The 25368-nt window shown below is 64.6% G+C and carries 33 protein-coding genes and 1 riboswitch; of the genes, 17 read left to right on the forward strand and 16 right to left on the reverse strand.

Annotated elements, in window-relative coordinates; translation table 11 throughout:
- Window positions 1–233 precede the first annotated feature (233 nt).
- Complete coding sequence (locus tag IHE57_RS16750; protein ID WP_366933956.1) at window positions 234–1247, reverse strand: serine/threonine-protein kinase; 1014 nt, start codon at window positions 1245–1247, stop codon at window positions 234–236.
- A gap of 50 nt (window positions 1248–1297) precedes the next feature.
- Here IHE57_RS16750 and IHE57_RS12570 point away from each other — a divergent pair, with 50 nt between their 5' ends.
- Both IHE57_RS12570 and IHE57_RS12575 read left to right on the forward strand, forming a co-directional pair.
- A complete protein-coding gene (locus IHE57_RS12570; protein WP_209373455.1) occupies window positions 1298–1780 on the forward strand; it encodes a hypothetical protein in 483 nt (160 codons plus the stop codon).
- Between the two features lie 622 nt (window positions 1781–2402).
- Window positions 2403–3353 carry a DUF4062 domain-containing protein gene (locus IHE57_RS12575; protein ID WP_209373460.1) on the forward strand — a complete coding sequence of 317 codons (951 nt, stop codon included), beginning with the start codon at window positions 2403–2405 and terminating at the stop codon, window positions 3351–3353.
- Window positions 3354–3508: 155 nt separating this feature from the next.
- Here the strand turns inward: IHE57_RS12575 and IHE57_RS12580 are convergent, their stop codons facing one another.
- Complete coding sequence (locus IHE57_RS12580) at window positions 3509–4546, reverse strand: hypothetical protein (protein ID WP_209373462.1); 1038 nt, start codon at window positions 4544–4546, stop codon at window positions 3509–3511.
- Between the two features lie 689 nt (window positions 4547–5235).
- Between IHE57_RS12580 and IHE57_RS12585 the strand changes: the two genes are divergently transcribed.
- From IHE57_RS12585 to IHE57_RS12600, 4 genes are all read left to right on the forward strand, one after another.
- Window positions 5236–6465: an alpha/beta hydrolase gene (locus IHE57_RS12585; RefSeq protein ID WP_209373463.1), complete on the forward strand. Its 1230-nt coding sequence runs from the start codon at window positions 5236–5238 to the stop codon at window positions 6463–6465.
- A gap of 147 nt (window positions 6466–6612) precedes the next feature.
- Entirely contained in the window at window positions 6613–7053 is a 441-nt protein-coding gene (locus IHE57_RS12590) for a YtoQ family protein (RefSeq protein ID WP_209373465.1), read from the forward strand.
- A gap of 66 nt (window positions 7054–7119) precedes the next feature.
- Window positions 7120–7617 carry a nucleoside deaminase gene (locus IHE57_RS12595; RefSeq protein WP_209373467.1) on the forward strand — a complete coding sequence of 166 codons (498 nt, stop codon included), beginning with the start codon at window positions 7120–7122 and terminating at the stop codon, window positions 7615–7617.
- A gap of 77 nt (window positions 7618–7694) precedes the next feature.
- On the forward strand, window positions 7695–8552 hold the full coding sequence (locus tag IHE57_RS12600) for a GNAT family N-acetyltransferase (protein ID WP_209373475.1): 858 nt from the start codon (window positions 7695–7697) through the stop codon (window positions 8550–8552).
- Window positions 8553–8597: 45 nt separating this feature from the next.
- Here IHE57_RS12600 and IHE57_RS12605 read toward each other — a convergent pair whose 3' ends face one another.
- The 4 genes from IHE57_RS12605 to IHE57_RS12620 form a co-directional block, all read right to left on the reverse strand.
- Complete coding sequence (locus IHE57_RS12605) at window positions 8598–9092, reverse strand: mycothiol transferase (RefSeq protein WP_209373477.1); 495 nt, start codon at window positions 9090–9092, stop codon at window positions 8598–8600.
- Between the two features lie 112 nt (window positions 9093–9204).
- Complete coding sequence (arfB, locus tag IHE57_RS12610; protein ID WP_209373479.1) at window positions 9205–9648, reverse strand: alternative ribosome rescue aminoacyl-tRNA hydrolase ArfB; 444 nt, start codon at window positions 9646–9648, stop codon at window positions 9205–9207.
- A gap of 1 nt (window position 9649) precedes the next feature.
- Entirely contained in the window at window positions 9650–10255 is a 606-nt protein-coding gene (locus tag IHE57_RS12615; protein WP_209373481.1) for a 1-acyl-sn-glycerol-3-phosphate acyltransferase, read from the reverse strand.
- 33 nt (window positions 10256–10288) lie between these two features.
- Window positions 10289–10870: a hypothetical protein gene (locus tag IHE57_RS12620; protein WP_209373483.1), complete on the reverse strand. Its 582-nt coding sequence runs from the start codon at window positions 10868–10870 to the stop codon at window positions 10289–10291.
- Window positions 10871–10952: 82 nt separating this feature from the next.
- On the opposite strand from IHE57_RS12620, the gene IHE57_RS12625 reads away from it, so the two are divergent.
- Entirely contained in the window at window positions 10953–11639 is a 687-nt protein-coding gene (locus IHE57_RS12625; protein ID WP_209373485.1) for an SDR family oxidoreductase, read from the forward strand.
- A 71-nt stretch (window positions 11640–11710) separates the two neighbouring features.
- Here IHE57_RS12625 and IHE57_RS16755 read toward each other — a convergent pair whose 3' ends face one another.
- The gene (locus tag IHE57_RS16755) at window positions 11711–11854 is read right to left on the reverse strand and encodes a hypothetical protein (RefSeq protein WP_366933948.1); all 144 of its coding nucleotides are present in this window, start codon (window positions 11852–11854) and stop codon (window positions 11711–11713) included.
- A complete protein-coding gene (locus IHE57_RS12630) occupies window positions 11851–12348 on the reverse strand; it encodes a dihydrofolate reductase family protein (RefSeq protein ID WP_366933949.1) in 498 nt (165 codons plus the stop codon). Before IHE57_RS12630 ends, IHE57_RS16755 begins: the two co-directional genes overlap by 4 nt.
- Before the next feature lie 83 nt (window positions 12349–12431).
- Here IHE57_RS12630 and IHE57_RS12635 point away from each other — a divergent pair, with 83 nt between their 5' ends.
- Together IHE57_RS12635 and IHE57_RS12640 are read left to right on the forward strand one after the other, a co-directional pair.
- Window positions 12432–12923 carry a winged helix-turn-helix transcriptional regulator gene (locus IHE57_RS12635; protein WP_209373486.1) on the forward strand — a complete coding sequence of 164 codons (492 nt, stop codon included), beginning with the start codon at window positions 12432–12434 and terminating at the stop codon, window positions 12921–12923.
- 205 nt (window positions 12924–13128) lie between these two features.
- Window positions 13129–13383, forward strand: a complete 255-nt coding sequence (locus IHE57_RS12640) for an SRPBCC domain-containing protein (RefSeq protein ID WP_209373492.1) — start codon at window positions 13129–13131, stop codon at window positions 13381–13383.
- Here the strand turns inward: IHE57_RS12640 and IHE57_RS12645 are convergent.
- Entirely contained in the window at window positions 13373–14278 is a 906-nt protein-coding gene (locus IHE57_RS12645; protein ID WP_209373494.1) for a carbohydrate kinase family protein, read from the reverse strand. The genes IHE57_RS12640 and IHE57_RS12645 overlap by 11 nt on opposite strands.
- Window positions 14279–14394: 116 nt before the next feature.
- Between IHE57_RS12645 and IHE57_RS12650 the strand changes: the two genes are divergently transcribed.
- The 3 genes from IHE57_RS12650 to IHE57_RS16760 all read left to right on the forward strand — a co-directional run bounded on the left by IHE57_RS12650 (window position 14395) and on the right by IHE57_RS16760 (window position 16652).
- Complete coding sequence (locus tag IHE57_RS12650; RefSeq protein ID WP_209373495.1) at window positions 14395–14853, forward strand: DUF2695 domain-containing protein; 459 nt, start codon at window positions 14395–14397, stop codon at window positions 14851–14853.
- A 59-nt stretch (window positions 14854–14912) separates the two neighbouring features.
- The gene (locus IHE57_RS12655) at window positions 14913–16001 is read left to right on the forward strand and encodes a nucleoside hydrolase (protein ID WP_209325246.1); all 1089 of its coding nucleotides are present in this window, start codon (window positions 14913–14915) and stop codon (window positions 15999–16001) included.
- 108 nt (window positions 16002–16109) lie between these two features.
- A complete protein-coding gene (locus tag IHE57_RS16760) occupies window positions 16110–16652 on the forward strand; it encodes an HXXEE domain-containing protein (protein ID WP_366933957.1) in 543 nt (180 codons plus the stop codon).
- Here the strand turns inward: IHE57_RS16760 and IHE57_RS12665 are convergent.
- Window positions 16579–16869, reverse strand: coding sequence for a YrhK family protein (locus IHE57_RS12665; RefSeq protein ID WP_209373499.1), 291 nt, complete (start codon window positions 16867–16869; stop codon window positions 16579–16581). The genes IHE57_RS16760 and IHE57_RS12665 overlap by 74 nt on opposite strands.
- Window positions 16870–17116: 247 nt before the next feature.
- Here IHE57_RS12665 and IHE57_RS12670 point away from each other — a divergent pair, with 247 nt between their 5' ends.
- Both IHE57_RS12670 and IHE57_RS12675 read left to right on the forward strand, forming a co-directional pair.
- The gene (locus tag IHE57_RS12670; protein ID WP_253720249.1) at window positions 17117–17773 is read left to right on the forward strand and encodes a PepSY domain-containing protein; all 657 of its coding nucleotides are present in this window, start codon (window positions 17117–17119) and stop codon (window positions 17771–17773) included.
- Window positions 17766–18389, forward strand: coding sequence for a thymidine kinase (locus tag IHE57_RS12675; RefSeq protein WP_209373510.1), 624 nt, complete (start codon window positions 17766–17768; stop codon window positions 18387–18389). Before IHE57_RS12670 ends, IHE57_RS12675 begins: the two co-directional genes overlap by 8 nt.
- Before the next feature lie 3 nt (window positions 18390–18392).
- On the opposite strand, the gene IHE57_RS12680 is transcribed toward IHE57_RS12675, so the two are convergent.
- Entirely contained in the window at window positions 18393–19037 is a 645-nt protein-coding gene (locus IHE57_RS12680; protein WP_209325242.1) for a mismatch-specific DNA-glycosylase, read from the reverse strand.
- Window positions 19038–19060: 23 nt separating this feature from the next.
- On the opposite strand from IHE57_RS12680, the gene IHE57_RS12685 reads away from it, so the two are divergent.
- The gene (locus IHE57_RS12685) at window positions 19061–19549 is read left to right on the forward strand and encodes an SRPBCC family protein (protein ID WP_209325241.1); all 489 of its coding nucleotides are present in this window, start codon (window positions 19061–19063) and stop codon (window positions 19547–19549) included.
- Here IHE57_RS12685 and moeB read toward each other — a convergent pair.
- The 4 genes from moeB to thiO all read right to left on the reverse strand — a co-directional run bounded on the left by moeB (window position 19540) and on the right by thiO (window position 22943).
- A complete protein-coding gene (gene moeB / locus IHE57_RS12690) occupies window positions 19540–20715 on the reverse strand; it encodes a molybdopterin-synthase adenylyltransferase MoeB (RefSeq protein WP_366933950.1) in 1176 nt (391 codons plus the stop codon). The two genes, IHE57_RS12685 and moeB, sit on opposite strands and share 10 nt — an antisense overlap.
- A 41-nt stretch (window positions 20716–20756) precedes the next feature.
- Window positions 20757–21524 (reverse strand): thiazole synthase, encoded by a 768-nt coding sequence (locus tag IHE57_RS12695; RefSeq protein WP_209373514.1) that lies wholly within the window; start codon window positions 21522–21524, stop codon window positions 20757–20759.
- A gap of 1 nt (window position 21525) precedes the next feature.
- On the reverse strand, window positions 21526–21783 hold the full coding sequence (gene thiS / locus IHE57_RS12700; protein ID WP_209373516.1) for a sulfur carrier protein ThiS: 258 nt from the start codon (window positions 21781–21783) through the stop codon (window positions 21526–21528).
- Window positions 21780–22943 (reverse strand): glycine oxidase ThiO, encoded by a 1164-nt coding sequence (gene thiO, locus IHE57_RS12705; protein ID WP_209373518.1) that lies wholly within the window; start codon window positions 22941–22943, stop codon window positions 21780–21782. Before thiO ends, thiS begins: the two co-directional genes overlap by 4 nt.
- Window positions 22933–23036, reverse strand: a riboswitch (TPP riboswitch). Its footprint overlaps the gene before it by 11 nt.
- Before the next feature lie 12 nt (window positions 23037–23048).
- On the opposite strand from thiO, the gene thiE reads away from it, so the two are divergent.
- Together thiE and IHE57_RS12715 are read left to right on the forward strand one after the other, a co-directional pair.
- A complete protein-coding gene (gene thiE / locus IHE57_RS12710) occupies window positions 23049–23732 on the forward strand; it encodes a thiamine phosphate synthase (RefSeq protein ID WP_209325236.1) in 684 nt (227 codons plus the stop codon).
- Complete coding sequence (locus IHE57_RS12715) at window positions 23729–24682, forward strand: ketopantoate reductase family protein (RefSeq protein WP_209373520.1); 954 nt, start codon at window positions 23729–23731, stop codon at window positions 24680–24682. Before thiE ends, IHE57_RS12715 begins: the two co-directional genes overlap by 4 nt.
- Here the strand turns inward: IHE57_RS12715 and IHE57_RS12720 are convergent.
- Entirely contained in the window at window positions 24636–25211 is a 576-nt protein-coding gene (locus IHE57_RS12720) for a histone deacetylase (protein WP_209325234.1), read from the reverse strand. The genes IHE57_RS12715 and IHE57_RS12720 overlap by 47 nt on opposite strands.
- Window positions 25212–25368 lie beyond the last annotated feature (157 nt).

The raw sequence follows: 25368 nt of genomic DNA on the forward strand, positions 1-25368 counted from the left end.
GAATACGAGCTTGTTCACCAAAAGGCCGTCGCCCTGGCGGCATAAACCCAGGAGTCAACCAAACCTTCAGCAGTCCCTTCGGCTACGGAACGTGGTCAGTTTTCGTTTTGCGGTCTAGCATCTGGTGCCCTATGTCCTTCAAAGAACCAATGATCTTGGCCTCGGCTCCGGGGCACGGGTAGGAAGCAGTAGTTTGTGCAGCAAGTAACGAAGCCCTTCGAGAGTGTCGAATGCTAGTTGCAGGCGCGGAACGCAGAGCGCAGAGCAGTCGCGAGGTTTCGACGCGATGAGGTTCGCTCCGCCTTCCGTACCCGGCGCGCGGAACTCGCGTGCTGTCCGGTAATACGAACCCGAGAGGTGCTCTCGGGATGAACGCAGACTTCAATCACTGACTCACCTTTGGCCCCTGAGTAGCACTGTTCGTGGCCGCTATGGGGAACGGTCCGGTTCCACGTGCGATCCGGTGAGCGGTGCAGCCCGAGCTCCGCTGCCAATTGCGAGGCTGAGGCCTGTCGCTGCTTTGGATCAAGAGCAATCGCACGATTGATTGCGTCACGGAGCCCCCTGGGGGCGTGGGGCGCCACGGTCCAGAGGTCTGGGCGAGTGCCGGAGACCAGATCGGTCGTGCCAACGCTGGGCGGTTGACCGGCAATCATCCAGTATGCCGTTGCTCCAAGGCTGTACACATCACTGAGTCTGGTGTAGGTCAAGGGCGTTGACGACTTACCCTTGAAAGAGGCTGCTACCTCGGGAGCCATCGTCGCGGGGGTTCCGACGGCTTGAGCGAAGCCTTGATCATCCACTTGTTGTGCAAGGCCGAAATCGCCCACAAGAACCTCCTCACGAGCGTCTAGGAAGAGGTTTCCAGGCTTGATGTCGCCGTGAACTAGGTCGTAGTCATGCACGCGTGCTATCCCCTGACATGCCTCCCGGGCCCAGCGGACAGCCCGATCTATTGGCATACCTATAGCCGCCTGGATGTGATCATCCACTGTACCGCCCATCATGACCTCAGTGACGATGTAGCGGCGCCCGGCCACCACGTCAGCATTGAGGATCGGGAGGATGTACTCACCTCGCAAGCCCCTCAACAAGTGGGATTCGGTCCAAGGGCCGACAAGTACGTCGTCCGATAGCAGCTTCAATGCACAGCGCGTCGCCATCGTATGGTCGCGAACCTCAAGGACCTGGCCGTATGAACCTCTACCGAGCTCGCGAATGACTTCATAGCGCCCATCGACGATCATGGGCGGCGTGTGAGAACTGGTCACCAAGCAATTCTAGGCATAATGGGCCGATGAAGACCCTTGGGATCGCCGTGACACTGAAGGCCCGACCCATCTTGACCCTTGCCCTCCTCGAAGGCTGTGCCTCTGATGTGCAAGGTGCTGCTGCCGTTGAGGTCAAGGACACGTTTGAGATTCCGTTAGAGGACCGACCCTTGGCGGCTCAGTTGGGCGAAGCCGCCAAGGCAATCCGAGGGCGAGTCCGATCGCTGGCTCCCGATACTGTGGTTGTTCGCCGAGCGGACAGACCTGCCCGCGCTTCGAACCAGGAAGGTCCTCGCAAGCGCCTGCTTATCGAGGGGGCTGTGGTCGCTGCCGCATATGCGGAGGTTCAGAGGACGACTCTACTCTCGGGCAAAGAGTGCGGCCAGGCGTACGGCTCGGACAAGGCGTCCTTGGATGAACTCGCCGCAGGGCAGGTGAATCTCAAGTACAAGGAGGCGGCCGCCGCCGCCATAGCAGGCTTAGCTCAGGCGGCCGCAGGAACTACCTAGAAACCGGGCATGTTAGCTGGGCAGAGTTGAGAAGAGAGGAGATACTGTCTACATGGGGACAAATCAGGATTTCCTGTCGCAGGTATGTTGGGCACAGACTCTCAATAGCACTCTAGCTAATGAGGACCTGCGAGAGGCCGCCGAGTTACTTGTCGACGTTGCCGCAGGCAAGGCTTGGCAAATGATGCCGGTCGATGAGGCGGGCGGTCGTCTGATCGGAGCTGCTCTGGTTACCCGGGGTGATCTGTCCCTAGTGGATGCGTCGCGCCGATTGGATGAGCAAAGAGTACTCCTGGTCACGGGCCACCTCGCAGGCGCAGTCGGCGTCGCTCTGAAAGCGACACTAGTTCACGCGCTGGGGGCAACTCGTGTTGACGCTGCTGTCCTTGGCGGGTGGGCAGAGGACATTCTCGGGTGCGAGCGAGTATGGGACATCACACCACGCGAGGGTCTGCCGCAGAGAAAATGAACCTGGAGCCAGTCCCTGCAAGTCGATACTCCCAGAACAATCGTGCCGTTGGTGTCGATCCTCGGGGGCTTTGCCCAGTCGGAGCACGCGAAACGTCGCTTGGCCGATGATGGTCCCCAACGTGAGTGTTCAACGACGAGATGAGGACTGAAGATGGCGATAAGTGCGTTGGTGTTGCAGGTGTTGATCTCGGGGCCAGGGGATCTGCCCGATGAGCATCGCGATGTGATTCACTCCGCCATACGGACCTGGAACGCCGCCTATGGGCGGACCTTCGGAGTGGTTTTCAATCCCGTCGACTGGCAAGAGAACGCCTCGCCTGGATTCGGCGGGTATGCACAAGCTGTTTTGAGTGAGCAGATAGTCGACGAATCGGACACCGCAATTGTCCTACTTACCGACCGGATGGGGACCCCTACACCCGACCATGCTTCAGGCACCGCTGAAGAAGTGGAACGATTACTTAAAGGCGGTAAAGAAGTAGCGGTGTACCTCAACGACTGTCCTCGACCGCCGGGTCGGGGCACCGAGGCGCAGACGCAGCGCGCTGCACTTGAAGAGTATGTGGCTTCGTTACAGAGGCGAGCGTTTACTGGTAGTTACACATCGTCTGAAGAGCTCCGCTCAAACCTATCCGCACTTCTTCCACGCGTCGCAAACAAGTTTAGACGGGAAGCTGAAGCTGCACTCGTCCCTGATGAGGACGAAGATGAAGATCCGAGCCTGTTAGACGCCGACGTGGGTCAGGATACTCCGGATTCGAGCGAAGGTATCTGGCCGCGACTTGAAGTTACCGAATCGCCGAACGTCGATAGCAAGGGACAACTGCGAACCAAACGTCGTTGGCGCTTGGTCCTGGAAAGCACCGTCCCGCGGCCGGTAAGCAACGTCAGTTTTCGATACGAGGATAGCGAGGGCAACCTAGTGGATGACTTCTCGTTGCGGGAGGACCGAAACGCTCCGATCGAGACACTGCCTCCCCGAGGTTCGGTGGAGTTCCCTGTACTGCGTGCTTGGGGGTCGCCCTCGCAGGCCATCTGCGTCGTGCAATGGGAGGACCAAGGCCAGGTCCGCACGACGCGAGCCACGGTGCGCGCAGCCTGATTCCCGGTCTCGTACACAGCACCTTGATAAGATGACGGTGGTTGCCGCTCCTGCGACGGACTCGATGCCAGCCCCTGATGCCGTCGTATGTGCGTCGGATGTTACTCAGCGACAGAACGCGGTGGAGAGATCCGCGTTGTAGGACGGGTATAGTTTCATCCAAATGCGGTCATCCAAGTGAGGCCCAGTTCTCTTGCGGTTGCGGCAACTTCAACAGTCGTCTCAACTACCTCCATTTCGTCGTCCCGGGGCAGGCGGGGCGGTGGATAGTCGAGTTCGCTCGAGTTGACGAGCCAATTCTCATCGCGTGGAGTGTCGAGGAAGTCTTTCTTCGTGGACTTGGTCGCTTGGTCGACGGTCTGTGCTTTGGTGCGACCGCGAAGATCAGATTTGCTTGCAAAGAACCGTGATTCCTTCAAGCTCTCTCTGGTGTTGGTCTGAATCTGGAAGACCTCGTCACGGAAGCCGTTGCTCGGCTGGGCGTCAACAGATCTTCGTATTTCCTCCATGAATCCGTCGCCGGTCTGTGATTCTCGTGACGGGCCGCTCGGGTTTGGGCGGCCAAGAGCCGGATTTGTGGGCTGGTAGGTCCAGTAGTCGTGCCATCCTGCGTGTCTGCCGTTTTCGACGTGCGAGAGGTTTCTCGGATCTGTGAACGCACAGTTTGAAATGAGTGATCGCCGCGTGTAGTCCGCATAGAGGTCGTTTCGTGTCCACGCGGATGGGCAGGCGTATCGAACCTTTAAGCCCGGATTGTTGCTAGCAAGGCGGTCGAGGGTTTCGAGTTGCGAGTGGTCATCGACCGGCTGCCCGTTCAGTCTATATCTGGACCGGACGCTGAAGCGGAGGAATGGTTGACCTCTCCAGACGGTTTGACGGTGGTTCTGTGTAAAGTACTCTGGCCGCTTGTATTGAACGAACGTGTTGACGCTGCGAGCGGCTGTTGGCAGCTGCGCCGGCGGGGTGGTGGCGCCTGGCGTGCGTGGTCCAGGGTAGGCGCCGAATAGCAGTCTGTACGTCGTTGATGTGGGGTCTAGGTAAACCGAAAAATCGAATCCCATGGTTCGCTCGAGCACCTGCCCAGGGCTAAATAATGCCGGCGTATTGCGTCCGGCATTCGGCGCACCAAGCACGAAGCTCGCGTTCGCAAGCGTTTCGAACTCCTTCTCTTCGAACCCTGCAAAAGTTCCCATCGATAGCCTTTATCTCGTGGTCGGGGTGGGCGGGTGCCTTACGATTCGAGCGTGCGACTCGCGTCCGGCGTTGGGCTGTTCGACGCGATTCTGTTCTTTTCCTAGCTCTTTGCTGCCTCGTCGTCGGGTAGCAGGATGTGCGGCGTGCGAAGCGGCCGCCGTTCTTTGAACGCCAGGCGGACGACTCGGGGCAGAAGCCGTCGAATCCTGGCTCGGGGCGGGCGTGTGTTGACGTCGCGCTGCTCGTCGACTTGGTGCCTTGTTACGAGCGGTCCAATGTTCATATCACCAGGTCATCGTACTGTGATGTCACATCAGGAGCGCCGAGCGTTGGTCGACCTCGCGCGCTGCCAACCTCATAGATTATTCGGCTACGGAACGTGGTGGAGTTCCGGTTCAACGTATAAAGAGCTGTTCTGTGCGTCGGTGAGTCCTGACAATGAGGTCCGCAAACCGACCGAGGTGAAATCCGCGGTTCGTCGCCTCTGTGACGCTCACTCGGCAGCGGCGCGTTTTCAGGTGCACTGCCCACCGCAGCCGGCTTGTCTTCGTCCTGTCCGCTCACGAAACAGCAAGGTCGCGGGGGAGTGGCCTGCGTTAGAGTGACCCCTGGCGCCAGCATGATCGCAATCATGAGATCTGATGCAGGTGGAATGCCAACCTGAAAGATCGAAAGTCGAGGACTGAAGATGACCGACAGCACGAGTTCGTCACAGCGATCGGTGCCACGTGGCGTCGGAACGGCAGTCTGGACGGCGGTGCTCATTCTCGCGCTCGTGATGGGCGTGATCGCTGCGATCATCGGAATCGCATCGCTCGTGCCCGGGCTCGGGCCCCTCAGCCCTGCTGCGGCGCGTTTCGCGCCCACTGTGGCACCGATATCGGCTCTGGTGGGTCTGATAGTGCTCGTCGTCGGAATCATCGCTGTACGCAGGGGCCAGCGCCGCACTGGTGCCGTCGCGTCAATGCTCGGCGGGGCCGGCGCGGCTGCGAACCTCGCAGTCGTCATCGTTCTCGTCGGCGCCATCACGTCCGCGGGCGGCTCGGTGAACCTGTTCACCGCAACGTTTGGCTTGTCCGCTATCGATGCGGCAGCGCCCGACCGCCAGGAGGTGTACGAGAAGACGAGTTCGGGAGACGATCTGTCCGTGTCGGTCTACGAGCCGGCGGGCCAGAAGGATTCGGCACCGACCATCATGTACGTCCACGGCGGCGGATGGATCGCAGGCGAGCCCGATGCATCGAGCTCAGAACTGCGGGAACTCGCAGATCACGGCTACTTGGTCGTGTCGGTCGAGTACGAACTCGCCACTCCGGACAACCCGACCTGGCAGAGTGCACCTTCGCAGGTTGCGTGCGCGGCCACCTGGATTCAGGGCCACGCAGACGAGCTCGGTGCAGATATGGACCGTCTCGCGTTCTGGGCTGAGAGCTCCGGTGGCAACATGGTCGCCAACACCGCCGGTGCCGCCGCACAAGGCGCCGCCGAGTCCTCGTGCGGAGGTGAAGTCCCTGTCCCGGACGCGGTCGTCGCTGATTATCCCGCGTTCGATGTGACGGGCCTCTACGAGAACGCTCCTGCCGGCCCGGGCGCGGGCACTGGCACACGCATCTTTGCGACCAGTTTCACGGGCGGCACACCGGAGGAATACCCGAAGCGCTACGCCACGGTGAATTCCCTCACGCATCTCACTGATGCCGCGCCGCCCATGCTCGTGATGACCGCGATGCGCGATGACACCATCACGCCGGCTGACCAGCTCGCTTGGGCTGATTCTGCCCGTGACCGCGGAGTCGACGTCCGGACGGTGCAGATTCCATTCGCAAACCATGCCTACCCGCAGAAAGCGAAGAACTCGCTCGGCAGCCAGGGCCACCTGAGCATTGCAGAGAACTACTTATCCGAGCGACTTCGCTGACCCCGGGTGGAGGCTTGGCATAGGGACGCCCCATGGGGAGAGCCGTACGCGTGTCCGCGCAACCGTCCTGAAGACCGGCGATTGGCTATGGTGGTGGTTGAGCGAACGATCCGGTTCCGCCACCATTCGAAACAGGAGCCTTCACCAATGAGTTTCTCCGTCTATCTTTCCGGCGAGATCCACACCGATTGGCGCGATGAGATCCGACGCGGCGCAGAGGCCGCCGGTCTGGACATCGTGTTCACCGCGCCGGTGACCGACCACCCTGCCAGCGATGCCGCCGGAGACCACCTCGGTGAGAATGACAGCCGATTCTGGCGGGACCATCAGTCAGCCAAAGTCAACGCCATCCGCACACGCACCCTCATCGCGAAGAGCGACATGGTGGTGGTGCGGTTCGGCGACAAGTACAAGCAGTGGAATGCGGCCTTCGACGCAGGCTACAGTGCCGCTCTCGGCAAGCCATATGTCACGCTGCACGACGCGGATATCGTCCATCCCCTCAAAGAGGTCGATGCCGAAGCCCAGGCCTGGTGCACGACAACCGATCAGGTGGTCGAGACCCTGCGCTACGTGCTCATGCCCTGAACCCGATACGTGCCGCCGACCTCGAGTGCCTTATTCATCGGGACGATGTGTGGTTGGATGAGGGGCATGGCACACCGATCCGATCTCAATGACGACGACCGCAGATTCCTCCGCCGCAGTGTCGACCTGGCACATGAGGCGCTTGAGTCCGGTGACGAACCGTTCGGGTCCGTCCTGGTTGATTCCCAGGGCCAGGAGCTCTTCGTCGATCGCAATCGAGTTGCCGGCGGCGACCACACCCGTCACCCCGAATTCGCGATCGCTCGCTGGGCGGCTGCCCACCTCAGCCGGGAACAGCGAGCGGTATCAACCGTGTACACCTCCGGCGAGCATTGCCCGATGTGTTCGGCAGCCCACGCATGGGTCGGGCTGGAACGAATCGCCTACGCCAGCAGCAGCGAACAGCTGACGGGATGGCTCAATGAGTGGGGTCTTCCCACCGGTCCTGTCCTCCCGCTGCCGATCAACGATGTTGCACCCGGCATCGACGTCGCCGGACCGGACCCGGAGCTCAGCGACGAAGTGCGCCGGCTGCACGCCCGATTGCACGGGATCACGCTCTGATCGGGACTGCACCCGAGGGACGAGGTCGACGATGGTGAGGTGGTGTGGTACAGGCAGACAACGCGGTGAGGCCAACGATGGTGACTCCGCCAGCGGACGACCTGCCCGAGGTCAACGACGCCGTCACTTCCTGGCAGCGGGAAGGACAACCGGTTCAGGTCCACCCGGGCGACTTGGGCTGGTACCAGCGTTTCGGAGCCGAGGCGCTCGCCTCAGCCCTGCGGGTGTGGGCGCGCGGTGACGAAATAGTGTCAGTCGGGTTCCTCGACGAATCCGAGCTCATCCGCATGGCGGTCTCTCCCGATCATGCGGACGATGCCGACATCGCCGAGGCAGTCGTCGACGACTTCACCGGGGCGCTTTCAGACCTCCTTCCCGCAGGCAGGGGCATCGTCGAGGCCAGATTCGGGCGCGCCCTGCAACGACGCCTCGCGCAGGAGGGATGGGCACATGACGAGCCGTGGACCTCCTTCCACTGCGGGCTGAAGGATCCGATTCCACCGGTCTCGCTGAGGATCGAAGTCGCCGGTTCCGGACACATCGACGATCGCATCGCGGTCGAATCTGCGGCGTTCCCCGGCTCGTCCCTCACCGCTGAGCGCTGGGAACAGATGGCACAGGGATACGCCTACGCACACGCCCGGTGCCTCATCGGCTACACCGACGACGGGCAAGCGGCTGGTGCTGCCACCGTCTGGTCCGCAGGGCCCGGACGCCCGGGGATCATCGAGCCCCTCGGTGTGCACAGCGCCCACCGAGGCCACGGCTTCGGCGTCGAGATGACCCGGGCGGCGGCAACGGCTCTTCAGACGATGGGTGCCTCCAGCGTCACCGTGGCCACTCCATCGGCGAACATCGCGGCCGCAGCGACCTATCGAGCCGCCGGGTTGCGCAGCCTCGGGGACGTCACCGACTTCCGTCGCCCTCGAACATGACTCGACCAGGTGCCGGCTGAAGAGACCCCGTGCCCGGCTGTTGTCTCAGACGAGGGCGCCCGCGATGAAGGCGGCTTGAGCGACGTGTTGGACGGCGTCGTCGACGACCGAGACCAAGCGGACGCCACGAGTGACTGCCGGCGTCCAGTTCTCATCGATGACTTCGCCGAGGTCGGCATCGTCGAGGGTGTTCACGTACTCGGCGCACGCGTCGAGCGTGGCTTTGAGGTAGTCGACGAGAAGCTGCTGATCCTCGACGCGGACCTGCGCGGCCTGCTCGGGAGTGTGCCCGAGCCCGACGGTGTCGCCGACTTCACCGAGAGCGAACTGCTCCCGGAATTCCTCCCACTGCTGCGGCTGTCCGGTGAGGTCGGAGAGCTGCACATCGATCTCGCGGCCACTGTGCCACAGCAGCCAGGCGATCGAATTCGGATGACCGCCGAGGTGGGTGTTGAGCTGTTCGGGGGAGAGCTCGGGCAGTGCCTCGGCGGCCTGGGCAGGACGCTGGACCAGATCGGAGAGAATATCGTTGGCATTCATGGTGCCCATTCTGCTCCCCGATGCTGCTCCTGTCACGGGGCGGCGATCTCACCGGGAGTGTCAGGCCCCAAGGAACTGCAGCCAGGACTCACGCGTCCGCGCTCGGTTCGGATCAATCGGGACGCGGCCGGCGACGATTGCGCTTGATCTCAGAGCGCCGCTGCTCGGAGCGGACCCGACGGCGACGGGAACTGCGTGAGGGCTTCGTCGCTCGCCTCTGCACCGGTGGGGCCAAGGCCTCCCGCAGCAGGTGGGCCAGGCGCATCCGTGCGTCCTGTCGGTTCTTCAGCTGCGAGCGCTGCCGCTCCGACGTCACCGTGAGCACCGTCCCGGACAGCCTCGGTGCCAGTCGGATGAGCACCCGATCGCGCTGTCCGGCGCTGAGAAACGACGCGCTCGCCAGGTTCAGGCTCAGCTGCACGCGGGAATCAGAGGTGTTGACGTGCTGGCCGCCCGGGCCCGAGGACCGGGAGAACTGCTCGGTGAGTTCGGCGGCGGGGATGACCAGTCCGGCAGGGATCCCGGGCCCAGCCGGAACGCGCACATCACCGTCCATGTCAGCTCGGTTCCGGGTCGCCTTCGCAGACGCCGGGTGCGGAGTCCTCTTCGCGCAGCCTCGGCGTGATCTGCTTCTCCGGTCGGATGCCGTGCTTATCAGCATAGAACTCACGGATGCGGTCCATGTCCTCGGCGATGTCCCCGGTCATCTCCAGGGTCGGCCCCAGGCCCGTCGTCCGCGTGAGAGAGTCAACGTATCCCAGGGTCACCGGCATGCCCGTCTGCACAGCGATGCGGTGGAATCCCGACTTCCAATGCGTATGCCCGCCCCGGGTTCCGTCAGGGGTGATGACGAGGCCGAAGACCTCATCGGCACGGACTCGGTCGACGACCTCGGCGACGATCCTGCTGGGATCGGTTCGGTCCACGGGAATGCCGCCGAGGCCGCGCATGATCGGCCTTCGCCACCCGGCGAACAGGGAATCCTTGCCCAGCCAATGCACCTCGACTCCGAGACTCCACGCGATGGCGAGCATGAGCACGAAGTCCCAATTGGAGGTGTGCGGTGCCCCGATGAGGATGGTCGGACGCTTCGGGGCGGGCTCGGTGACGAGCTTCCACCGGCCGAAGGTCCAGAAGGCGAGGGCGATGAGGCGTCGGATCATGGTCTCAACGGTAGAGCACTTGAGACTGCGAACCTATCGGCGTCCATGTGAGTGCGCTGAGAACCGCGCGTGTGCGGCTGCGAGCACCGGGTGCAGCCTGCGAGGGCTGAGGACGAATCCGCCGCGGATGAGCAGACGCGGTTTCAGGCCCCTTCCACGCAGCCGACGGGTGGCCTCCTCGGTGAGCAGGCATGCGAGGGCCTTCGGCCCCCGAGTCGTGGCTCGTTCGTAGACGACCTCCTCGACGTCGTGCCAGGCCAGGAGATGCTCGGGCAGAATCCGTCCGCGACGGGCGAGCGATATGCCATCGGGAGAGATCACAAGTGACACGCGTCGACGCAGGCGTACAAACACTCCGATCGGGGCGAGGATGAGGCATCCGATGATGCCCGCGACCAAGGCCCATACTCTCAGATTCACCGCGAGACCGATCCAGCTGCCGCTCTGGCTCAGTGTGCTGTCGATGAGGAGCACGAGGACGGCGAGCAGGCCGACGCCGAGGATGAACATGACGATCGCCGCGCGGACGATACGCCGCGCCGAAGTGGGTATGAGGACAGGCCCTCCCAAGTCCAACTGCCGCATGATGGCGGCGTGCGAAAGGTCCTCGGACATGCCACCAGCTTACTGTGCGGAATAATCCGGACGTTCCCGTCGCTATGTCCGAGACCACGCATCACCAACAGCAGAGGAAGATATGTCTGATTCAGCTCGCGTCGTCATCCTCGGCGGGCATGGAAAGATCGCGCTTCTGGCCGCACCCAAGATCAAGGCCGCAGGCTTCAGCGTCGATTCCGTCATCCGCAATCCGCAGCAGTCCGCCGATGTCGAAGCCACCGGGGCCAACCCCGTCGTGCTCGACATGGAAGCCGCTGACACGCAGGCGCTGGCGGACGTCTTCTCCGGCGCCGAGGCAGTCGTCTTCTCTGCCGGCGCCGGAGGTGGAGACCCCGCACGCACCAAAGCCGTCGACCTCGATGCGGCGAAGCGTTCGATCGATGCCGCAGTTCAGGCCGGAGTCAAGCGCTTCGTCATCGTCTCCTACTCCAGTGCCGGCGTCGACCTCGACCGAGTCGACCCAGAGAGCTCCTTCTACCCCTACGTCCAGGCCAAGCACGGAGCCGATGAGCACCTGAGGGCCAGCTCTTTGGACTACACGATCCTCGGCCCCGGCGGATTGACCCTTGAACCCTCGACAGGCAAGGTCCTCATCGCCGATGCCGCTGGAGACCTCGACGGCAAACGCCCCGACCCAGACGTGCGAGTGACCTCGCGCGAACTCGTCGCCGATGTGATCACCCACGTCATCTCCGCATCTGCTGCGGTGCGTGAGACCGTGAACTTCTACGACGGTCAGACTCCCATCGCCGAGGCGATCAGATGAGATGACGCGTGACCGAGGCGGCCGGTCGGAGTCAATCGACGTCCGACCGGCCGTTGTCGTGCATCGGCGGTTCAGCGCACGCGGTTCCACAGCTGATGGGTCAGTCCACTCGCAGATCCGATGGTCTCGATCGAGAATCGGTCTTGGACATCGGGCAGGCTCTGCCACAGCGGTTGTCCCCGCCCCAGGGTGATCGGCACGATCGCGATGTTCATGAAATCGACGAGATCGGCGGCCAGGAACTGCCGGATCGTCGATGGCCCCCGCCGATGCGCACATCGAGTCCACCGGCGGCCTCGTAGGCCATAGCGAGGACTTCGTCGATGCCGGCGTCGACGAAGTGGAATGTCGTCCCGTTCTCGAACTCGAGCGGATCACGAGGGTGGTGGGTGAGTACGAAGCACGGTGTCCGAAACGGCGGCTCCCCACCCCACCAGCCGCGCCACCCGTCGTCGGGCCACGGCCCGGTCTGCGGCCCGAATTTGCGTCTGCCCATGATCTCCGCCCCGATGCCCTGACCCCAGAGCGCGAAGAGGGTGCGGTCGAGGGTGATCGGACCGTCGATCGTGTGGACTCCATCGATTCCCTGACAATCGAAGTGGCTGAAGAGCCTCCCCGCCTCGCCGATGGGTTCGTCGAAGGTGACGAACTCACCGGCGGAGAACCCGTCGAGTGAGACGAACTGACTGTGGACTCGAGTGCGGGCCATGAGCCCTCCTCAGTGATGGCGGATTACAATTGGTTCTAGCCTAGACGTGCCCATTTCCAGCTGCAATCAGATTCGGAGGAATGATGCCGACCGAGCCACGATCTGGATGTGCGATCAATGCCGCAGTCGAGGTGCTGGGTGATTCCTGGAGCCTCATCGTGCTCCGCGACATCCTCTTCGGTGGGCGGCGCTACTTCCGGGAGCTGCTGGTTCGCAATGATGAGGGCATCGCCTCGAATATCCTCTCAGCTCGCCTGCGCAAGCTCGTCGACGAAGGTCTGCTGACGCGGGAGACCGCGGCTCGGGGTCAGCGCGCGCAGTACTCGCTCACTGAAGCCGGCATTCAGACCCTGCCGGTCATGGTCGCGCTCGGGGCGTGGGGGATGACTCACCGGGAGACCGCCGCCGAGCTGACGATCCGCGCCAGGCTGATGGCCGAGGATCCCGGGCTGGTCGCCGAGCTCATGGACGAGCTGCGGGAATCCCACCTCGGTGTGCCACGGCCGGGCCCCGGGGCCTCGCGAGCCTCGGAGCGGCTGCAGGCGGCCTACGAGGCCGAGGTCGCTGCAGACTGACCGGGACCGAATCGGCAGCGGTCGATGTGGTCTTGCCGGTATCGGTCGGATGTGGTTCCATGGAATAAGTGCTTGCGAAATGCAATCACTTTCCCGTCGAGCAGATCTCAGAGGAGCGATTCCCCGACGGAGAGGCCATGGTCTACGAGCACGACGACTTCCGCACGGGTGGGAGCTTTCTCGCTCGATGCGGGACTCCCGGTGAGTGGAGTTCGCGTCCGTCGGGCAGTACAGCGCGATCGAACCGGGGCGTTACGTCGTGTCGAGCGAAACGGTCAGCCACGGCAACTCGGTCCTATCGGCCGCGCTCATCACCTGGACGCTCGAGGCGATGCCGACCGGAACGCGAGTGAGCATCGTCGACCAGGTCGCCTCCTTCGTCGGGCAGGGCATGATCGACGGGCACAAGAACGGCCACGAAGTGTGCCTGCGGCAGCTCGGCGGCTTCCTCAGCCGGTGAGGTCCTCCGCCCACGGGAGGTCGGCCCCCTCACGCCCCACCGTGAGCGCCGCCAGCCTCGCCGCACGTTCGCCCAGACGCCGGAGTTCGGCTTCCCCGAGAGTGCACAGGGGCTTCCGCAGCGTATGCAGATCGTGGATGAGGGAGACCATGAACGTGTCCCCGGCCCCGATGGTGTCCTTGACCTCGACCTCCGCCGACTCCACCGGAATCCGCGCCGAGGCGGTCGCCACGATCGCCCCGTCGCCTCCGCGAGTCAATGCCATCAGATCCGGTCCGAGCCCGAGGACGCGATCGACCTGAGCCTGCGCATCGAGGTCGGGGTAGAGCCAGGCGGCATCGGCATCGCTGAGTTTGACGAGGTCTACGCGAGCGGCGAGCTCCTCGAACCGAGACAGAGCCGCTTCGTGCGGTCCGATGGTCGAGGGTCTGATGTTCGGATCGAAGGTCAGCAGCGGAGCTTCCGGAGGTGCCTCGCCGGGTGAGGCGAAGCGTGCGATGAGACGGTCGACCGCCTCGGCCCCCGGTTGGAGGAACGCGGCGATCGAACCGAAGTGAAAAACCGCTCTGGCACGGTCCTCGACCAGGGATTCGTCGGGATCCCACCGCAGCCGGAAGTCGTAGTCCGCGGTACCGTCCCGGGCCAATCGTGCCGCCGCGGTCGAGGTTCTGCCGTTCGGTCGGGCGAGGACCTCGACGTGGGACTCCCGCAGATGCGCGAGCAGGAATCCGCCGTGGAAGTCGTCCCCGAGGTCGGTGAGGAGTGCGACCTCATCGCCGAGGCGGCCGAGCCCGAGCGCGACATTCGCGGGGGCGCCCCCGGGAGCGTAACGGTTTCGAGCACCGGATGTGCTGACGATGTCGATCAGGGCCTCACCGGCGACGAGAATGCTCATGGCGCTGATTCTACGGTCGATTCCGCAGTGCGTTCATCTGCACCAATCGTACGGGAATCGATAGTCGGCAACGCCTGAGCAAGTTTCATGTCAGTGCCGTCTGGAAGTGTGTTGTCATGGATAAGAACACGCTTGATTCAGACGTCAGAACGATCATCGATGGAGCATCCGCCCGCCTCCTCGCCCCACGACCGGGCGAATGCCTGGTCTGCTATGTATTCCGCCAGCTCGGGGAGTTCGGCTGCAACGGTACGCACCGCTTCGCCGAGGGCTACCGCGACCGGACTGCGCCTCGGGCCACAGCGCTCCTCGAACGTTTGGGAAGCATGGGCGCATGCTGCTGTGACTGCGAAATGTTCCTCAATGCCTTCACCCTCGCCCATAAGCCGTGGATCACCAGCATGCCCTTCGGCGAACTGATCGGCACCAGGTTCGACCGTGACGAAGCGGTCGACCTGCGCGGGGCGTTCGGCATCGACGAGCCGCCGTCGAGCACCGTCTACCTGTGCTGCCGACTCGTTCGCCGGGGATCGACCCAGCCCTGCGGGAACTGGTCGAGGATCCGTCGCCGGTGACAGCGGATGAAACGGTCGTTCGAAGGAGCATGGGCGGCGAAGTCGGGCAGAATGGGACCATGTCTTCCACGATCCCTGTGTTCCTCGACTGCGATCCCGGAATCGACGATGCGCTCGCCCTCGCCTATCTGTGCTGTCAGGACGACGTGGACGTCGTCGGAATCGCGGCCTCCGGCGGCAATGTGGATACCGAGCAGGTCGTGGCGAACACCCTTGGGTGGCTCGAACTTGCCGGACGCAGCGATATCCCGGTCCACGCCGGCGATCCGCTGCCGCTTGCGTGGCAGGAACTGAGCGAGGCACGCGAAGCAGGCGCTCCCGAATATGCCGACCTCACCCATGGCAGCACCGGTACCGGATACGCTGAGCTGCCGACGCCGACGGTCCCTGTCAGTCCGGTGTCAGCGGCGCAGGCGTGGATTGATGCGGCACGCGCGCACCCCGGGGAGATTGTCGGCATCGTCATCGGACCGTCAACAAATCTCGCACTCGCACTCGCCATCGATCCGGAGCTGCCGAACCTGTTCCGACGGCTCTTCATCATGGGCGGGGCCTTCAACTATCGGGGCAACACGCATCCGACGACCGAATGGAACGTCACCTTCGACCCCGAAGCAGTTGCCCGGGTGCTCGCGGCGTTCGGCGCGGCCCATGCCGCCGGGGCTCTGGCCCACCTGCCGGTCATCGCGCCGATCGAAGCCACCGAAGCCGTTGAAATGACGCCCGACAGGTTCGCCGACATTGTCGACGCGGCAGGCGAGACCGATCAGAGGTGGCGGGCGATGCTGGCCGAGCTGTCCGAAGCACTGCGGTTCTACTTCGAATTCCACGAATCCGACGGGCTCGGTCATCTGGCACACATCCACGATCCGTTCGTGCTCGCCTGTGCCCTCGAATGGGCCCGCCAGGGCGATGCCGCCGGGGTGGTGACGAACGGAAGCCAGGGCGCGCTGCCTTGGGCGACGACGCTGGGTGCGCCCGTCGACGTCGAACTTACGGGTACCCTCACGCGGGGCGAAACCATCGCTGACTGGCTGGGGCGGTGGGGCCGGGACGTGAACGCCGAGATCGTCCGCTCGATCGATTCATCCGCATTCCTCGACCATCTCAGCACCACGCTGGTGAAAGGACCACCGGACACCCCCTGATCCCGGATGTGTCAGTTCGGACCTCTGAGGTCTCACGATCTCGGCGCGGCGGATGGTTCTGTGGTGTAATGGCGGCACGATGACTGCCCGCGGGGAGGATGAGCGATGATGCACGGTCCAGCGGCGCTGTTCGCTTCGTGGGCGCTGCACGACGTCGAGGAAGTGCTGACCTTCCCCGCCACAGCCGATCATCTGGCCGAAGTCACTGGCATCGAAGCGCTGCGGATGAACACGAAGCAGAGTGTGGTCGCAGTCGGACTCGTCGGTGCAGTTGTCGCCTGGGCAGGAGCTCGGGGGGCGAGGACGGCCGGTGACTCACGCCTCTACCGGTATGCGGTCGCAGGTCTCGAGGGTCATGTGTTCACTCATCTGCTGTCGTCTCTGCTGCTGCGAGGGTATACGGCCGGCGTGATCACCGCTGTGCCGATCATGTGGCCCGGGGCTGCCGCTGCGCGAAGAGAGCTGGCTGCTCTGGGCAAACCGTTGGCTGACGCCGAGTGGAGGAACGGCGGTGGGCTCATGACAGGCGTGGCCCTGGCCGCCCAGATTGCCGTTCGAATCGACTGGTTTGCTCGGCTCAGAAGTCGTAGGACGAGTCGGAGGTCGCGGTCTCGGGCCCGCGGATCCTCTGCAGGTGGAGGTGCCGGATGAGGCGGATGACCGGGCGGATGAGCATCTCCACGCTGCCGATGACGAACAGCCACGTGCCCGAATAAGTCAGGGACTCGGAGAAGAACATGAAGCTGCCGATCAGGAACCACAGACCGATGAGGACATCATTGGCAATGCTGATGAACTGGTAGCGCTGACGGATGACGAGTTCCTCTCGTCCGATCCGCAGATGGAAGTCGTGGCTGTCTTCATCCATTCTTCTCTCCTCCCTCGGTCTTTGCCACAGAAGCCTACTGCGGCGGGGAAGAGTTCGCAGGTCATCGTCCGGCGACTCCGTTGCGTCAGTGTCGACGACTGGCGTGAGCGCATGGACCCGCACCCGAGGCCGCGTGACATGAGCAGACAGGTCCAGATCACCGCCGGCAGCTCAGATGAGACTTTTCTCAGAAACACCGATCACGCATTGGTTCGCTGTTACCGTGAGGGCTATGAAGACGCATGGCATGGCAATCAGCACGGTGACAGGCATCGCAGCGCTCGCTCTGGCCCTGGCCGGCTGTTCGGGTGCCGGCTCCGAAGACGACTCCGGTGACGCGCAGTCGTCGCCCACGGCCACCGGTTCTGCCGCGAGCGGCGAGTCCGGTTCCACCGATGAGCCGAGCGATTCGGCCTCCGAAGAGGGCGGCGACGCGGACGTGTCTGGCAAGGCTCTGCCTGCCGATGCCGACCTGAGCAAGGAATCTCCATCAGTCAGCCCCGAGGATGCGATCGACACGGCGCTGAAGAAGACCGGTGACGGCATCGTGCACGGCATCGAACTCGATTGGGACGAGACCGACAGCGCTTGGCAGTACGAGGTGTCGATCCTCGACGGCAACACCGACCACGAGGTCGAGATCGACGCCGCGACGGGCAAGATCGTCGACCACGATAAAGACGACACCGATGATGAGGAGAAGGCCATCGACCTCAAGGAGCCGATGACCTTCGATGAGGCGCTCGACCTCGCACAGGAGAAGTCCTCGGGCCGTCTCGTCGGATGGAAGCTCGAATACGACGACGGCAAGAAGGAATTCCAGTTCGACTTCGACCAGGACGGCGAAGAGACCGAAACCACGGTCGACACGGAAACCAAACGCGTCACCGTCGACGATGACTGACGCAGGCCGCCTCACGGTGATCGCCGGGCCCATGTTCTCCGGCAAGTCAGAGGAGCTGATGCGGCGGGTCCGACGCGCCACGATCGCCGGAGTCGAGGTTCTCGTCGTGTCCCATTCCCTCGACACGCGGTCGGACATCTCGACGATCACCTCCCACATCGGGATGAATATTCCCGCCGTACCTCTCGGCGACGTCGAATCCCTCGTCGAGGCGGCTGGTGCCGAGGACTACGACCTGGTCGCCATCGACGAGGCTCAATTCTTCGGTCCCGATCTGGTGCCTGCCGTCGATGACCTCCTCAGCAGGGGCGTCGACGTCATCGTCGAAGGGCTGTGCGTGACCTTCGACGGCGCCCCGTTCGAACCGCTGCCGAGCTTCATGGCCGTGGCAGAAGAAGTTCTCAGGCTCACTGCGGTGTGCACCGTGTGCGGGCGCGACGCCGTCTTCCACCAACGTGTGGACCGGACCGAGGCGCGAGTCGCCGGAACAGGGACCGCGAGCGCAGACTCCGAACGCCCGACTGTCGCCGCCACCGAGATCGATGCCAGCCACGTCGGGGGCCTCGACTCCTATGTCGCTCGCTGCCGCAAGCACTTCACCGGAGTGGCACGGTAGACCTCAGTCGTCAATGCTCTCCCACACCTCGCGCCAGATGCGGGCGAGGTCGGCGATCTGATAGTGGGCGTTGAGGCCACTGGGCTGCGGTACCACATGGAGAGCCACTTCGGACGGCCACCGAGCGATGAGAGAGGTGTCCTGACGACCGAACCGGGCTTTGGGCTGCTGATAGCCGATCCGGAACGAGGTGATGCCGGCGATGGCCACCGCGTGGGGTCGGATCGCGGACAGTCGGTCGATGAGACGATCAGCACCTGCACGCAGCTCCTCGCGGGAGAGTTCGTCGGCCCGCACGGTGGCCCGCCCGGTCAGGTTCGTCAGCCCGATGCCGCGTCGCAGCAGCTGCTGTTCGTCGGCGGGGTCGAGTCCGCGGGAAGCGTCGACCTGGTGGTCGGTGAGTCCCGCCTGATGCAGTGAGGGCCAGAACCGGTTGCCGGGCCGGGCGAACGGGGCGTTGACCGCGGCCGTCCATAGGCCCGGATTGATGCCGACGATGAGCATCTTCACTCCTGAGCCGTCACTCGGCAGAACGTCGTCGATCGCATTCGGATCGTCGGTGGAGACTGCCGCGAGATCGTCCTTGGTCGGTTTGCGGCCGCCCAAGGGGGAGGGCCGACGGTTGCTGGCGATGCTTTCCTCACTCACGTCTTTCACACTACCGTCGTACCATGACCCATGTGCATGTGACCCCTCGGGCCGGGGAGTCCTCGCCCTTCCACTTCGACGACCAGTGGACCGCCGAGGCCGAGGCCGAAGCCGTATGGGCGATACTCGAAAGGGTCGAGGAGTGGCCGCAATGGTGGCGGGGCCTGTCGAGTGCCGAACCCGTGGGTGAGCGGCTGGTGTGCGGAAGCCGAGCGCGCATACTGGTGCACACACCACTGGGCACGCCTCTGCGCTTCGTCATCGAAGCCCAAGAGGTGAGGGCTCCGCAGCTGATCAGCTTCAGCGCCCACGGTGATCTGCGCGGCCACGGAGTCTGGACGCTCAAAGAGGACCGTCGGTGCACACAGATCGAGTCGCTGTGGTGCGTGACGACCGCGCGCCGGTCGATCCGCATGCTCCGCCCCCTGTCGGGTCTCATGCATGCGGTGGTGATGAGAGCCGGTGAGCGTGGTCTCGCCGCCAGACTGGCAGCCGGGCCGCCTCAGGCCTGAGCCGACCAGGCGGTGATGCCTCCGGCCAGGGAACGCAGTCGCACTTCGGGCGGGACGGCGTCGTTGAGGAGTTCGACCGCCTCGGCCGAGCGCGCTCCTGACTTGCAGTGGATGACGATGTCGCCGGGTGACTCTCCGCGTTCGGTTCTGTGCCCGATCGTTTCGGCGACCGCATCCCAGCCGCGTTCGCGCACGCTGGCCAAGGGCAGGTGCAGGGACCCGGGGATCGATGACAGTTCCCTTTCCCAGTCCTCACGCACGTCGATGAGCACCGCCTGTGTGCCGAGTCCGACCAGCTCGGCAGGGGTGATCTCCTCGATCCCGGCATCGGGCCCGGCAGCTGTCCCGGGCGCAGCGGCGGCAGCACAGGCTGCGGCCACCTCGGTGAGGTCGGTGACGGCCGGCCGCTCGGGGTCGGGGGAGAACCGCAGCGTCGAATACTCACCGTCCAGAGCGTCATAGCGCAGCAGGCGGCCGATGAAGGGGGTGCCGATGCCGCAGATGAGTTTGATCGCCTCGGTGGCCATGGCCGACCCCACGGTTCCGCAGAGCACCCCGAGGACTCCTCCTTCGGCGCAGTTGGGCACCGAATCGGGGTCCGGGATATCGGGGAACAGGTCGCGCAGCATCGGACCGTGACCGGGAACGAAGGTGCTCACCTGACCGGCGAACCGGAAGATCGTGCCCCACACCAGGGGAGTGCCGGTGAGTTCGGCGGCATCGTTGGACAGATATCGGGTGGCGAAGTTGTCCGCCCCGTCGAGGACCACATCGTGGTCGGCGAAGAGGTCGAGTGCATTGTCAGGACTCAGCCTGGCCTCGATCGTGCGCACGTGCAGAGAGGGGTCGAGCCGCCGCAGGGCCTCGGCGGCCGAGTCGACTTTCGGCCGCGCGACATCGACGCTGCGATGGATGACCTGACGCTGGAGGTTCGAGGTCTCGACCACATCGTCATCGATGATCGTGATCGACCCGATCCCGGCGGCCGCGAGATAGTTGAGCACCGGCGCACCGAGTCCGCCTGCCCCGATGACCAGCACCGAGGCCGCCCGCAGACGTCGTTGACCCTCGAGCCCGAATCCCGGCAGGCTCAGGTGCCGGGCATAGCGTGCCAACTCGTCCCGGTTCAGCGTGTCAATGGGTTCGACCAGGGGACCGGGATTCACGCTGTCCGCACTCGCAACGGGCGTGGTCGCCTGCGCTCCGGTCATCGGGCTGCGACCAATCCGTCGAAGGTCGACGATGCCAAGGCCAGTGGTCGTTTCGGTATCCGCCCGGCCCCGGCCGCCAGATAGCCGGATTCGACTGCCAAGGCCATTGCCCGGGCCATCGCCTGGGCGTCGTGGGCGCGGGTGACTGCGGAGGCCAGCAGCACGGCGGTGCATCCGAGCTCCATCGCCAGAGCGGCGTCGGAGGCGGTGCCGACACCGGCGTCGAGGATGATCGGCACGTGGGCGCGGGAGACGATGGTTTCGATATTGTGCGGGTTGAGGATGCCCAGGCCGCTGCCGATCGGCGCGCCGGCTGGCATCACCGCTGCCACTCCGGCGTCCTCGAGTCGCTTCGCCAACGCCGGATCGTCGTTCGTATATGCGAAGACCGTGAACCCGTCGAGGACGAGTTCCTCGGCCGCGGCGAAGAGTTCGATCGGATCGGGCAGCAGGGTGTCCTCGTCGGCGATGACCTCGAGCTTCACCCAGTTCGTCTCGAGTGCTTCTCTGGCCAGCTGTGCCGTGAGGACGGCATCCCGGGCGGTATAGCATCCGGCGGTGTTCGGCAGGATGCGGATGCCCAAGCGCTGCAGCATGGTGAACACGGAATCACGCGATTCGGCGTCGAAGCGACGCATCGCCACGGTCGTCAGTTCTGTGCCCGAGGCCTGCAGGGCGTCTTCGAGGATGCTCAGCGAACTCGCGCCTCCGGTGCCCATGACGAGGCGGGAGCTCAGATCCGTGCCGTCGATCGTCCAGGTCATCTCAGCCTCCCTGCACAGCGGTGACGATGTCCACGGTGTGGCCGTCGGTCAGAACGAAACCGGACCAGCCTCCGCGCCGGATCACTTCGCCGTTGACAGCGACGGCGATGCCCAGACGGCCCCCATCGGCAGGGGTCCCGTCCTCGCGCAGCTCCCGTCCGGTGACTTCGGCGACGAGGTCGAGCGCCGAGGTGGCACCGGCCAGTTCATGCGGTTCGCCATTGAGGACGATAGTGGCTGCCTGTGCTGATTCAATCATGGTTTGCTCCTCTTCGAGGTCGTGGTGGGCAGAACAGCGGTGTCGGCGGCATCATCGAAGCGCCGAGGTGAGACGGAGGCGAGAGCGCCCGGAGGCAGCCATTCGGGGCGGCGACCGACAGCGAGTTCGGCACCCAACAGACCGCCGAGCGGGGCAAGGAGGATGCCGTGCCGGAAGTAGCCGGTGCTGACGACGCAGCCGGCGTCGATCCGACCGATCAGGGGCACATCGTCGGGGGAGCCGGGGCGGGCACGAGTGGTGATCTCGGTGATCTCGCAGTCGAGAATGCCCGGAACCAGACGCTGACCATCGTGGAGGAGGCGGTGGACCGATCCGGCGTCAGTGCCGGCTCGACCGTCCTCACGGGAGCTGGCTCCGAGCACGAGCTCCCCATCGGGGCGGGCCACGATGTAGACGGAACGGCCGTTGACGAGGCCGCGGATGGTGCTCGACAGCAGGGGAGTGCGCGCGGCGGGAGCACGCAGGCGCAGAACGTCGCCCCATACCTGGCGCACGGGCAGCCGCGGGGCGCCTGCTACGGCATTCGAGGCTGCTCCGGCGGCGAGGACGACCTGGTCGGAGATCAGCTGCCGCCCGTCCTCGAGCTCGACACCGACGGTGGCGTCTCCGTCGCGCAGCAGCCCGGTCACTCGCGCAGACAGGAGTTCGGAGGCGAACACCGAGTGCAGGGCCGAGACCACTCTCCTGGGGTCGATGGACTGATCCTCGGGGATGCGCACGGCACCGGCGACCGAAGGTGACAAGGACGGTTCGAGCTCTCGCGCCCGTGAACCGGTGATGAGTTCCGTTGCGAACCCGGCTCCCGACTGGGCATCCCGCAGCTCGCGCAGCGCCTGCAGATCGGCACGATCACCGGCACATACCAGGGTTCCGGTGTCGGTGAGGCCGAGATCGGCTGCGTCCGTGTCGGCCACCTCGGCGGCGAACTCCGGGTACATGTCGGCCGCGGTGCGCAGCAGCGGGTACAGCAGCTCCTGCCCCCATACGACCTCGGCGGCCGGAGCGAGCATGCCCGCCGCGGCATGGGAGGCGCCCATCGCGGGATCGGGATCGATGACCGTGACATCGGCGCCGAGGTGGCGCAGGTACCAGGTGGTGGACAGGCCGATGATTCCGGCACCGACGACGATGACGTGCATGGATTCTCCCTCCGGCGGCATGATCCGCATCAGGTCTGACGGTCGGCTGTTACACCCTCTCAGCCTCGTTGGGAGGCTCCCGCGAACTTCCTCTACTCTATGACCATGACCACCGATATTCCACCGCACACCGACGTGTCCGACTCGAGAAGAGCCTGGCGGGAAGCCGAATTGGCTCGGGCTAGCCTCTACCTGTGCACCGATGCCAGGAGTGCCCAGGGTGATCTTCCCGAGTTCCTCGATGCTGCGTACGCCGGCGGCGCCGACATCATCCAACTGCGCGACAAGACCCTCGAAGCCCGAGACGAGATCGCCGCCCTCGAGGTGCTGAAGGAAGTCGCTGAACGGCATGGGAAGCTGTTCTCCGTCAACGACCGTGCCGATATCGCACTCCTGGTCGGCGCCGATGTCTTCCACATCGGCCAAGGGGATCTCACCAGCGCTCAGGCTCGCGCCGTGCTCGGACCCGATGTCCTTCTCGGTCGCTCCACCCATTCGCGGGAACAGGCGCTCGCCGCCGAAGCGGACGGCGAGATCGACTACTTCTGCGTCGGTCCCGTGTGGGAGACTCCGACGAAGCCCGGCCGGCCGGCCGTGGGCACGGGTCTGCTGGCCGAGACGGCTGCTTCGGCGGTCAAACCCTGGTTCGCCATCGGTGGGATCAAGGCCGGTCCCAGACTCTCTGAGGTCCGGGAAGCGGGCGCGGAGCGTGTCGTGGTGGTACGTGCGATAACCTCGGCAGTCGATCCCGCTGCGGCCGCGCGGGTGCTCAAGGAGGAATCGGCATGACGGGTACCACGCACAGCGCAGCGAACGGACAGGAGCCGACGATCCTCATCGCCGGTGCCGGAGCCACCGGAGGAGCCTTCGGCACCTACCTCATCGAGGCCGGCCGCAACGTCACCTTCCTCCTTCGGGAGACGAGGGCGGAGCGGATCCGTGCCGAAGGGCTGCGCTTCGTCTCGCCGGAGGCTGATCGGACGAACTCCGTCAGCGTGATCACCGCCGCGGAGCTCGAGAGGAGCCGGCAGACCTTCGACCTCGTCATCATCGCGGTCAAGGCCGACGGTCTCGATGCCGTCCTCGACGACGTCCGCCCCGCCGTCGGCGCTGACACGCGGATCGTCCCCTTCCTCAACGGCATGGCCCAGATCGACCGTCTGCAGGCCGACTACCCGGGCCAGACCCTCGGCGGGCTCGTCAAGATCGTCGGCACTGTCAAGGACGGTGCGGTGCATCAGCTCACCGACCTGGCCGTGATGACGATCGGCGACCTCTCCGGCGATGAGGTGCCCGAGTCCGTGTCCACGGCTCTCGACGTGCCCGGCTTCAGATTGCAGGTCATCGACGACATCGTCGGCGGGCTGTGGGAGAAGTGGATCTTCATCGCCGCGGCCGGAGTCGTCACCTGCCTGTTCCGGGCGCCGGTCGGAGCGATCGTCGACGCCGACGGGCGGGCTCATGTGCTCCGGATCATCGAGGAGCTCGAATCCGTGGCGGCCGCGGCGTCCCATCCGGTGTCCGCGAGGTCCCACGAGATGACCGTGTCGATGCTCACGGCAGAGGGGTCGGAGTTCACTTCGTCCCTCTACCGGGACGTCACGGCAGGTCTGCCGAGCGAAGCCGAGCACATCCTCGGCGATCTGGCCCGCAAGGCCGCCGAGCTGGGGGTCGACACCCCGCTGCTCGACCTCACGCTGGTGCAGCTGCGCGCCGGGGAAGCTCAGCGGCGTCCCTGACCTCGGCAGTGCCTGTGCGCAGCATCGCCAGATACGGTTCGGTCGGCTGGGTGTGCTCGATGTCGGCCGAACCGTGGGGAGCGGTGAATGTGACGCTGGGGACGCCGTCGACGTCATCGAGGACGATGAGCGTCTCATAGCCTCCCGGCCCCACCGAATGAGACGCGCCGACGGGCAGGTCGAATGCGAGGCTCTCCAATGGACTGTCGGCCTCGGGCGGACGATTCATCTCCTGGGCGGCGATATCGGCGAACTGTTCGGCGGTGATGAGATAGGCCTTGGCCGGAGTGGGACCGGGAACATGATGGTCATAGAAGGCCATCCCGCCGCCCCAGACCTTCGACGAACCGGCGAAGTAGATCGTTCCGGGCAGTTCGACGCAGGCCTCGGCCCGCGGCGGTGTGCCGTCCCTTGCACCCGGATAGCTCACGTGCGCTCCGGGCGGCCGGCCGCCCTGAAGATAGCAGGCGAGCCGATCGCGAGCCATGTTCGAACCGTAGCTGACATACCACACAAGTGCTTGAGACATCCATTTCATCGTGCCACGTTGCCCCGGGCGGCTGTCGAATTCGGACCCCGCAGCGTGTCAGAGGTCTCGCAAGGTCGGAGCGGCACCTGCCTGCCGCGACCGGAATCGGCGATGATGGACACCGTCGGCCGGTTTCGTTCCCGGACCCTAGAATGAC

It is taken from the genome of Brevibacterium renqingii, from assembly GCF_017808105.1.
GTDB lineage: Bacteria > Actinomycetota > Actinomycetes > Actinomycetales > Brevibacteriaceae > Brevibacterium > Brevibacterium renqingii.